9 protein-coding genes are annotated in these 10,571 nt (G+C 64.3%); 1 reads left to right on the forward strand and 8 read right to left on the reverse strand.

Annotated elements, in window-relative coordinates:
- Positions 1 to 61: 61 nt before the first annotated feature.
- Entirely contained in the window at positions 62 to 1,294 is a 1,233-nt protein-coding gene (locus tag ACIBI6_RS00270; RefSeq protein WP_396954863.1) for an alpha/beta hydrolase fold domain-containing protein, read from the forward strand.
- A gap of 47 nt (positions 1,295 to 1,341) precedes the next feature.
- Here the strand turns inward: ACIBI6_RS00270 and ACIBI6_RS00275 are convergent, their stop codons facing one another.
- The 8 genes from ACIBI6_RS00275 to ACIBI6_RS00310 form a co-directional block, all read right to left on the reverse strand.
- Entirely contained in the window at positions 1,342 to 4,362 is a 3,021-nt protein-coding gene (locus ACIBI6_RS00275; RefSeq protein WP_396954864.1) for an AAA family ATPase, read from the reverse strand.
- 253 nt (positions 4,363 to 4,615) lie between these two features.
- Positions 4,616 to 5,056, reverse strand: a complete 441-nt coding sequence (locus tag ACIBI6_RS00280) for an SCP2 sterol-binding domain-containing protein (RefSeq protein ID WP_364354385.1) — start codon at positions 5,054 to 5,056, stop codon at positions 4,616 to 4,618.
- A gap of 75 nt (positions 5,057 to 5,131) precedes the next feature.
- Positions 5,132 to 5,806 carry an LppX_LprAFG lipoprotein gene (locus ACIBI6_RS00285; RefSeq protein ID WP_396954865.1) on the reverse strand — a complete coding sequence of 225 codons (675 nt, stop codon included), beginning with the start codon at positions 5,804 to 5,806 and terminating at the stop codon, positions 5,132 to 5,134.
- Between the two features lie 23 nt (positions 5,807 to 5,829).
- Positions 5,830 to 7,458 (reverse strand): fatty acyl-AMP ligase, encoded by a 1,629-nt coding sequence (locus tag ACIBI6_RS00290; protein ID WP_396954866.1) that lies wholly within the window; start codon positions 7,456 to 7,458, stop codon positions 5,830 to 5,832.
- Positions 7,459 to 8,475: a DUF1702 family protein gene (locus tag ACIBI6_RS00295; RefSeq protein WP_396954867.1), complete on the reverse strand. Its 1,017-nt coding sequence runs from the start codon at positions 8,473 to 8,475 to the stop codon at positions 7,459 to 7,461.
- A 27-nt stretch (positions 8,476 to 8,502) separates the two neighbouring features.
- Positions 8,503 to 9,228: an ABC transporter permease gene (locus ACIBI6_RS00300; RefSeq protein WP_364354373.1), complete on the reverse strand. Its 726-nt coding sequence runs from the start codon at positions 9,226 to 9,228 to the stop codon at positions 8,503 to 8,505.
- Between the two features lie 8 nt (positions 9,229 to 9,236).
- A complete protein-coding gene (locus ACIBI6_RS00305) occupies positions 9,237 to 10,049 on the reverse strand; it encodes an ABC transporter ATP-binding protein (RefSeq protein ID WP_364354370.1) in 813 nt (270 codons plus the stop codon).
- 66 nt (positions 10,050 to 10,115) lie between these two features.
- On the reverse strand, positions 10,116 to 10,568 hold the full coding sequence (locus ACIBI6_RS00310) for a DUF3237 domain-containing protein (protein WP_396954868.1): 453 nt from the start codon (positions 10,566 to 10,568) through the stop codon (positions 10,116 to 10,118).
- Positions 10,569 to 10,571 lie beyond the last annotated feature (3 nt).

Below are 10,571 nucleotides of genomic sequence, written 5' to 3' on the forward strand. Positions count from 1 at the left end.
GCATGGCAGTCTTGCGAGTACGGCATGACCGCGGCGGCGGTGAATCGGCAATACTGCTGAGATGAGTTCCCAGTCGGATGAGAGTATGTCCGTTGCGCCGACCACGCTGCCGACCACGCCGGACGCGATCGAACTGCGCCACCTCCGGGCGTTCGTCACGGTGGCCGAGGAGCTCAACTTCGGCCGGGCCGCCGCCCGGCTCTACGTTTCGCAGCCGGCCTTGAGTAGGCAGATTCGCGCGCTGGAACGACTCATCGGCTGTGACCTACTGCGCCGCACCACCCATCAGGTGGAACTCACGCTGGCGGGCGAGGCGCTGCTGGACCGAGCCCGCCGCATCCTCGAGGGGGTCGACGAGGCGGTGGTGGCGACGCGAGCGGTCGGTGGAGAACTGCTGGCTCACATCACCCGCTACTGGGAGCTCTTAGGTGCGGCCGACGCCGAACTGCACGCGATGCGTACGGCATACGAGGATCTACACGCGCAATTCCCGGCACCGCCGGAGATTTCGATCCGGCCGATCACCGCCGGCGGGGTATCGAGTCTGCTGCTGACACCCGCTCGCCCCGATGCCGGGACCGTGCTCTATCTGCACGGTGGCGGCTACATCGCCGGATCGGCCTTCGGCTACCGCGCGCTCGCGGGTGCGCTGACAGCTGCCGCCAACACCACCACCCTTGTGCTGGACTACCGACTCGCACCCGAGCACCCCTACCCGGCTGCGGTTGAGGATGCCCTGCGCGGCTACCGCTGGCTGCTGGAAACCGGCACCGATCCCGGCCGGATCACCTTGACCGGCGATTCGATCGGCGCGCACCTGATCCTGTGCGCCTTGCTCCGGATCAGGGAAGAGCAGCTTCCGATGCCCGCCGCGGCGGTACTGCTCTGCCCCGGTATCGATCTGCATTGTCCCGAGCCCTCAGAGTCCGAGCCTGCACCCGAACCTGCGCAGGCCCGATTCCATCAGCGCATCATCGGCGACTATCTGGCCGGGCATTCCGACGACAACCCCTTCGTGGCCCCACTGCTCGCCGACTTGACGGGCCTACCGCCCATGCTCATCCAGGCCAGTACCGGCGATAACCATCTGACCGACGCGCACCGGCTCACAGATCACGCCCGCGCCCACGATGTGGCCATCAGTTTGGAGCTCTACCCCGTGGATACCCACAACTTCCACATCTTCTGGTCCTTTCTGCCCGAAGCCGCCGACGCGCTCCGCGCCGCGGGCCGCTTCATCCAAGACCACACTGCCGATATTCACGCCCACCCTCGTGTTCGGCCGAGCGCTTAGGCTGAGTGTCCGCGTTCCACACCTCCCGGCACGGAGGCGACGAGTGATCACATCGCATCGTCGCCGCGGCGTGGCGTCGATGCCGTCGAGTCATTCGACCGGTGAGATACGCTGTCTCGCCCACGGGCCGGTCGGGGTTGGTGGTGGTCTTGCTGAGCTGCGACCAGGGCGGCGAGTTCGGCTCGGGAGGAGACGCCCAGCTTGGCGAACAGGCGGGTGAGGTGGGCTTCGATGGTTTTCTCGCTGACGTAGAGGTCTTCGGAGATCTGGCGGTTGGTTCTGCCCAGGACGATGCGGTTGACGATCTCGGTCTGTCGCTCGGTGAGATCGCCGAATCCGACGTTGGTCGCACGGGATCGGCTTCGGCGGCCGGACACGTGTCGCTCGCCCACTCGGCGCAGCGCCAGCCGCGCCTGTTCGGCCAAACGTGCGGCGTTCTGGCTCTCGAAGATCATGAGCGCGCTGTCGAATTCGCGTCTGGCGGCCTGCTTCCCGCCCAGTTCGGCGAGGGCATGACCGAGCAACAGACGCGCCCGGGCGACTTCGAGCGAGCATCCGCTGCGTTGGTACTCGGCGACCGCTTGCTCGGCATGGGCTGCGGCAGCACGGAACTCGCCTCGCGCGAGCAGTACGCGGGCGCGGGTACTGCGGGTGTGGCCGATTCGCATAGGCAGAAACGGCGATGCATCGGCGATGCGCTCGATCTGACGAGTCGCGTGCTCCGCGGCGTCGATCCGTCCGAGTGCCAGTTCGGCCTCGACGAGATACGGATGGAATTGCGGGATCAATGACGGGTAGATCTCGAATTGGCCCCCGGCGCCCAGGACCAGCCGACGGCCACGTCGATACCGACCGGCCTGGATCAGGACCATGCCGTATATCAGCGGTGGGTAGTAGGAGTAGCGGCCTCTGGGCAGTTGTTCGGTGATACGGACCGCGCCCGCACCGGCAGTGAACGCTTGATCCGTGTGGCCCTGCAGGGCCAAGATCCAGCAGCGTGTCGATTCGGCCATCGCCACCATCGGCGGGTTATCCAGCATCAGCGCTACCTCAACGGCCTCGTCGGCTACCGTGAGCCCGCGCTCGAGCTGCCCCTGCATCAGCAGAGCCAATCCCTGCAAATGCAGGAAGTCGACCAGACGTCTGCCATGTCCGGTTCGGCGGCAGAGCCGGATTCCCCGAGTCGTGTACTCGACGGTCATCGTGAACCGCTCCAGGGAAATCGCGGCGATCACCACATCGGCCAGTCCGTCGATCAACGCGAGTGGTATTTCGGCGTCGGTGAGGGTGTCGAGGGTGCGCACGGCTTCGTCGAGGTCGGAGCCCGCTTCCCGCAGGATGTCGCCGAGCTGCGTCGTCTTCAGGAACGCGCTTGCCGCAGTACCCAGGAAGTCCAGGTGTCGGTCGCCTCGCTTGCGCGCTGATTGGCGCACCTTCGCCGAGACGGCCACAGCCTCGGCCCAGTCCCGCATCACCAGGTCGGTTTTGGCGAGTTCCAGTTCGAGCGCGGCTGCCGCCACACTGTCGGGTGGGACGAGGGTGAGCGCTGTCGTCAACAGATGCCGACCCTCGACGGCGTTGCCGAGCCCCTGTTCGATCACGGCGAGCATGGCCATCATGCGGGCGCGTTCACCGGGGTCGACGGGCGCGGTCAGTTCCAGAGTCCGGCTCAGCACTTCTCGGCTCTCCCGAAGCCGACCGCAGGCATTCAACACCTCGGCCAGCGACATCGACAGGGCGAGTCGGCGATCGACGGATTCCTCGTTCGGCAGCAGATGCAAGGCTGCCCGAAACCACCGGGCCGCAGCGACGGGAGCTCGCTGCGAGGCAGCTTTCCCAGCGTCGACGAGTACCGTGATGGCCTCTTCGTCTCCTGCCTCGCCGCAGTGTTCGAGGTGGTGCGCTCGGATCGACAGGGTGGTGCTGCGGTTCGCGAGCGCCTTCGCTGCCCGCTTGTGCGCATTTCTGCGCCAGCCATATCCGCTTCGTTCGTAGACCGCACGTCGAATCAAGGGGTGGCGGAAGGCCAATCGCCCGGGAGTTTCCGTTTCGTAGATCAACCCACTCGCGACCAGCTCGTCCGTTGTCTGGAACATTTCGGTTTCGACCAGTTCGGCAATATCGCTCGCCAGCTCGAGATCGAATGGCTCGCCTGCTACCGCAGCGGCCTGCAGCAGGTTGCGTGCATGCGGGGACAGGGCATGTATTTCCTGTTCCAGAACATCATGAACGATCGTGGGAATACCGTACGAATCACCGATGCCGGTCCGATGCCCGCCGAGAAGGCCGTCGAGGCGAATTCGCGCACGCGAAACTTCCTGTAAATAGAATGGATTTCCACCACATTCGCGATAAAAGTCGGACAGGTCGGCCGTGTCGACATTGTCCGACAGTAGTTCGGCGGCTTCGGCAATCGACAATGGCCCGAGTTCGAGTGATGAAATGGTGTCGTCGTACACGGCTCGAGCCAGCGCTGTCGCGTGTGCAGTGGGGAGTTGCCGGGAGCGGTGTGCCAGCATCAACGCACATCGCGGCACGGGGTTTCGCAGCAGGTGTGCGATCACCTCGAGCGAGGCGTGGTCGACCCAGTGGATGTCGTCGAGAACCAACAACAGTGGGCGCTGGGCCGCCAGCCGTTGCAGCACCATCCGCACACTGCGGTGACAGCGGTGCCGGTCTATTTGGGTGGATCCTGTCGGTGACCCGCTCCATCGGTGCAGGGATGGGAGAATTCGACTCAGTTCCGACAGACATTCCTCGCCGAGCGCCTTCAGGCTCGTTCGGGACAGTGAGCCGAGCAGTTCGTCGAATGCATCGATCACGACGGCGTAGGGAAATTCTCGCTCCAGTTCGGTGCCTCGGCCCTCCAGCACCTGGAAACCCTGGGCGAGTGCTTCTCGGCGGATCTCCTGGAGGAGGCGGGTCTTGCCGATACCCGGCTCTCCGGTCACCGCGATCGCGGATGTTCGTCCTTTCCGCGCGGCAGTGAGGACTCGGGTCAGCTCGCGCATCTCCTCGACCCGCCCTACCAGCGGCCGGGCCGCTCCACCCGCCGAGACCCCTGACATATCACCTTCCAGGCACTGACAGCCGGGTTTCGCGGGGCATTCGCGAAATCTCCGGGCTGCATCGTAGCCAGCTTCAGCACCGGTGTCTTGTCGATTGCGGAGCCCGATCCCGCTACGATCCCCGTCTCGGAAACGTTGTCCTCTGGTATACGTCGGCAACCGAACCGAGAAAGGTGATCGACTGTTGTCGACCTATAGGTGAGCTGAATCGTCCAGATGTGCGGGCGGTGCGGAATCGAGTCGCTAGCCGGCGTCAATCCGTGCTGAACAGCTTCTCCACTCGCCTGGCGAAGAGGACATCACCCTTGACACGCAACTTGCCGGAAAGCATCGATTTCGTCCCCGACGCCTGCCCGGACAACAATCGGAGGAACAGGACATCTCCCAGCGTCAGGGACACCGTCGGTTTGACACCTGCCGTCGCCTTCGTCACGGTGCACGCACCGTCGCGAATCGTCACCAGCCACTCGTCGGGAGTCTGTCCCACTCGCCATAGCACGGTTGCATCGACACCGCGTGCTTCGTCAACACTCAACCGGTCCGGCATGCGCGCGAAAACGGTGTCGAGCATGGTGTTTCGTATGTTCGGATCAGCCAGCGCGGCGCGCAATTTTTCATCGGACGTGTTGGCGATGAGGTTCTTGAACTCACCCGGTGAGACTTGCTCGGGGTCGATCTCGGTGATGTCGTACATCGGATTCCCTTCATCGGCCGCCGAATGGTTGTTGCCCGTTCGTCGGCATGGTGTTCGTAGCTTGCCGACCGCAAGCTATTGGCGGGGATCGGCGACATGTACGGGACGGTTGACGGCGCTGACCGTCAGGTCGAGCACGGATTGCGATGCGGGATCCCCCTGACCGATCACCAGCCGGGTCGCAACCGGCTCGTGTCGGCCACCCACTTTGAACCACACGGTCAACCTCCCGTCCGTGGTCACGCTCGGCACCACCTGTGCAATGTCGTGGGCCGCAACGAGTCCGGTGACGCGGAACGCTTCGACGTCGGCGATGGTCTCCTTTGCCTCGGTCTGTGCCGAAGACATCGATGTCAGGAGGTTCGCGACTCCTCGGTGCGGGTCTATCAACGCAGTGGGTAACGGATTAGCCGACCCGTTCTGTTGTGGTGGCGCCGGCGCGAATCGGCCGACGGCGTCCTGGGTATAGATGGTCGAGTCGATCTCGACGAAATCAACGTGGGCGTCACCGAGTACCGACGGCACCACCAGCTGTCCTTTCGCTCGCGCGTCACCGTCACGGACCACGTCGGCCGACATGGCCCGCACACTCACTCCGCTCAGGGGCGCGCCGCTGAGCTGCAAGGTGATGTGCGCGCTTGTCGTTGCACGCGCCGCCGCCGCCGCGTTGCGGAGCAACTGGGCAGAACGTGGCAAACCACCATCGGCGGTGCAGGCGGTGCCGCCGATCGACAACAGGAGGACGGTCACGGCGATACCAGCGCGTCGGCCGATCATCGGACCAGGTGGGCGGAGTTTGTTCGGCGCACCTTGCCCGACGGTGTCTTCGGTATCGAACCCGGTGCGACAACGGCGACCGAGCGCGGTGTTGCCCCCACGCTGTCGCGGACGGCGCGGGTGACCTCCCGTTGGATACGTACGATGTGCTGGTCATCGTTCCAATCGGCGGACTCGACGGCGACCGCGAAACTCTCGCGGATTTCCCCCGGCTCGAGTCGCACTGCGACGGTGTTGCCCCGTCGGACACCCGCCACCGTCGCGGCGGCGCGTTCGATGTCGGTCGGGAAAATATTGCGGCCCGCGACGATGATGGTGTCCTTCTTGCGCCCACAGACGACGATCTCACCCGATTCGGTCAGGTAGCCGAGATCACCGGTCGCCAACCACCCGCCCTCGTTTCGCGCTGAGCTGTAACCGTTTTCGGTGAAGTAACCATCGGTAACCGTGGCACCGGAGATCAGGATCTCACCGACCGTTCGGGGCTGTGCAGATACTCCGGTGTCGTCCAGCACTCGTGCCTCGACACCGGGAACCGGTGCCCCTAGCGTCACCAGCAGCCGGGCGTCCGCACCCTCGGCCGGCGTCGCGGCACCGGTCGTCTCGATGGCGTCGGGCCGCACCGCATCGGTTTGCACGCCCTTACCGATCGGACTGAACGACACCGCGAGCGTGGCCTCCGCCATGCCGTAAGCGGGCACCACTGCACCTGCGGACAAACCGAAACGCGCTCCGGCCCTGATGAATTGGGCGACGGCGGTCGCATCAATAGGTTCGGCACCGTTCAACGCGAACCGCATACTGGACAAGTCGAATGCCCCATCCGGAGCCGACTCCATTCGTCGTGCCACGATCTCGTAGGCGAAGTTCGGCGCGGCGGTCATCGTGCCGTGATGTCGAGTGATGAGTTCCATCCATACCAGCGGTGAACGTAGGAAATGCGTCGGACTCACACACACCACCTCGACCCCGAACTGCAACGGCGTCGCCACGAACCCCACCATGCCCATATCGTGGAACAGCGGTAACCAGCTCACCCCGACATCTCTGGCCGGATCCATATCGGATGCCCGCGCGATGGCGTGACCGCTCGCGTACAGGTTGGCATGCGTGATGGCAACAGCTTTCGGGCTGCCGGTGGATCCCGACGTCAGCTGCAGTAGCGCCAAGGTGTCATCCGGAACATCGGTGGGCTCCAACGGTGTCGACGAATCCAGCCGGGCGATCGACACACTGAGCACATCGTGCTCGGCGAGGATGGTCGCCGCGCTGTCGAAGGGGGGTCCGATCAACACCAGTTTGGCGTCGATGACATCGAGGGATCTGATGGTGTCACGCGCCCAGACAGTCAGATCGGTTCGATGCGTCGGTTGATGCAGCATGGTGGCCGAGGCGCCGAGCAACCAGCAGGCCAGTACCGCTACCACGACGTCCTCGGGTTCACCGGCAAGAATGGCGACTCGCGAACCCATGGTCACACCCTGATCGGCCAGCGACTGCGCAGCACATCGACTGTGCCGCAGCAGCTCTGCCCAGGTCTTCCTGCGCAGCGCATCGGGATCGCCGTAGGAGAAACCCCGCTCGGAGGCACTGCTGGCCAGTACGTCATCGATAAAGCGCGACATCTAAGCTCCTCGTGGTTGATCGGCCGGTTGTCGGTCCACGCCCAACAACGTTGGTGGCGTGAGCCGCTCGCGTAACCGGCGGCGCCATTGCTCGTAACCGGGCTCGCCCGTGCCGAACGGTTGTGTGCTGGCCTCGTCGACGACCGCGACGACCGCATCGACATCGGAATTACAGAGCACTCGTGCTGCCGAAACCGAGCAATCCGGTAGGTACCCGGCATGAGCTCGCGCCTTTATCGCGAACGCGGCGCCCTGTGCCATATCCGCGACCGCGGGCCCGGCACGACGCTGCGCTGTGCGTATGTCGCTCTCCGCGACTCCACCGAGATAGGCGATGGCGGCACCGATACCGCTCCACATGTCGGCCCGACGGGCTTTATCCATACGCTCGATCCGGTTGGCGATCGCCTCGAGATCCGCGTCGTTGACGAAGTACAACGCTCGCCCGACGCCCTGATCGACGGCGCGCAGGAAGTAGGAACTGTCACCTTCCCACGAGTACGGTTTGGGCCGCCACTGCCTGTCGACCCATCGCTGCGTCTGGAAAAACGCGCCGTCGAAACCGTATCCGTCGGCCGCCAGCCAGGTCAGATGCGACAACACCGCATCGTCGCCGAGGTTCGGCGTGCACCGTCGCCAAAGGAACCGGGGCAGTCGCGGCATCAGTAGCCCATAGCCGACGTAAGCCATATAGGCGTGTGGGGCACCCGGACCCTCGACGAATTGCCGGGCCAGGTGACGCCGCCGAAGGTCGATGAGGTCGCGGGTGACGAGCGCGGTCACCGCCCCTTCGTAGGCCAGGCTGCGATAGAACGGGTCGATATGGTCGAGAGCCGCTGCGAGGTCATCGATGTCGGCAATGTCTGCGCCCATCTCGAAACCCCGGATCACCTGCACGCCAACCTGTTCGAGTGTGCTGGTGATCGGTGCCGATGTCGGGAACCCACGGCGTGCGAACAAAGCGTCGGCCTGAGTGGGTACCGGCAGTATTCGGCGAAGAACGCGAAGTGCTGTCACGTGGAAGCTCCTGCTGCGATCGGATGGTTACGAACTGCGTCGGCGTAGCGTTACCGCACCGGTGAGCAAGGAAGCCGCAGCGAACGCTGCCACGACCACCAGGTCGATCCACATCGTGGTGGTCGGGTGTGGATACGTGCCTATCTCGGTGAGCCCCTGCGCGGCGTAGCGCAGCGGCACGACGTTGCTCAGCCCTTGCAAGAATCCGGACATATCCTCCCGCGGCCAAACGAGACCGCAGAGCAGCAGCTGCGGGATCACCAACGCGGGCATGAACTGCATGGCCTGGAACTCCGATTGCGCGAACGCACTGGTCAGCAGACCGGTCGATGAGCCGAGCACGGCCGTCGCGATGACGATCAGCAGCACTGCGGCGATGGACCCCTGCGATTCGAGCCCCAGGAACTGGTAGGCGACCGTGGCGGCCACCGCGGCCTGCACCACGGCGACCATGGCGAAGGCCAGTCCATAGCCGAGCAGTAGATCCATCTTCGACAGTGGCGTGCTCATGAGTCGTTCCAACGTGCCGGTGGTGCGTTCACGCAGCATGGCGACGCTGGTGACCATGAACATCGACACGTACGGAAAGATGCCGAGCAGCATCAATCCCAATTGGTCGAAGATGTCGGGGCGACCGTTGAAGACGAAGCGCAGCAAGGTCAGCAGCACGCTCGGCACCACGAGCAGTAGCCCCACCGTGCGGCGGTCGTGGCGAATCTGGGTGAGCACACGCGCGGTCGTGTGCAACAGCATGTGGGCATTCACAACGAAACCTCCGGCCGGATCTCTTCGGAAACCTGGTGAGTCGAGAGGTGTTTCACGGTGGTGGACGATCGTGCTCCGTCACTGGACTCGATCAGCCGAAGGAAAGCGCCCTCCAAAGTGTCGGCACCGGTTCGCCCCAGCAAGCCCGCGGGGTCGGAATCGGCGAGCACGCTGCCCTCCCGCATGAGCAGGAGCCGATCACAGCGTTCGGCCTCGTCCATCACGTGGCTCGACACCAATAACGTCGTGCCGTCATCGGCCAGGCTGTGAAAGGAGGCCCACAGGTCACGACGCAGCACCGGGTCGAGGCCGACCGTCGGCTCGTCGAGCACCAGCAGCTTGGGCCGGGCGATCAGCGCGCACGCCAGCGACACCCGTGCACGCTGTCCGCCGGAAAGCTTGGCGGTCAGCGTGTCTCGGTAGGTGAGCAGCCCGACATCCTCGATGGCCCGATCCACCGACTCGGCCTTCGTCCCGTACATCACCCCGAAGTAGCGGACATTCTGCCGAACGGTCAGATCGTCGTAGATCGACGGCGACTGGGTCACGTAGCCGACGTCACGGCGCAGCCGCCGATGCCCGGCCGGCTGACCGAGCACGGTGATCGTGCCTGACGAGAACTTCTGCACGCCGACGACGGTGCGCATCAGTGTTGTCTTTCCGCATCCACTTGGCCCGAGCAAACCCGTCACCGAGCCCTGGCCGACGGTGAACGAGATGTCGTCGAGGATCGTTTTCCGCTTCCGGCGCACAGTCACCGATCGGACGTCGATCGCACTCGACGACGAGTTGGCATCCGATGAATTCATCGGGCCGATCACCTCACTTTCAGACAGAGGAAGGATGTGACACTGTGCGAGGCCGGTCAGTTCGGATCAGGTGATCCGGTAGAAGCGGTATTGCAGACCGAAGCCTTCGGTAAATCGGCCCTCACCGACGAAAAGCGTCTGGTTGACCCATTCGTAGTCGGGATCACCGCTCTCCAGGCGCGGCAGCACCCGGAAGTATTGGTCCTCGAATGCGGTGGGCACCCCGTCCGCGAACGCTGTCTGCACGGCGTCGGTCATCTCGATCAGCCCATCGAATTGGGCGTAGATGATCGCACCGTCGTCGGTCTCGAATTGCACGCGTACATCGGCGCGCGCCCACTGATCGGTGCCGATCAGCACCCAGTCACCACCGCCGGGCAGCACTCGCCCGTTGATGCGCTCACCCTCCAGTTTTCCCTCACCGACTTCGATGAACATACGAATTCCGTGCGGGGTATTGCCCACCATGCGAGGAGGATGCAATGAGGCGGTGACTTCACCTTCGAGCTTCAGTTCCACGAG

The organism is Nocardia sp. NPDC050412, assembly GCF_044458825.1.
GTDB lineage: Bacteria > Actinomycetota > Actinomycetes > Mycobacteriales > Mycobacteriaceae > Nocardia.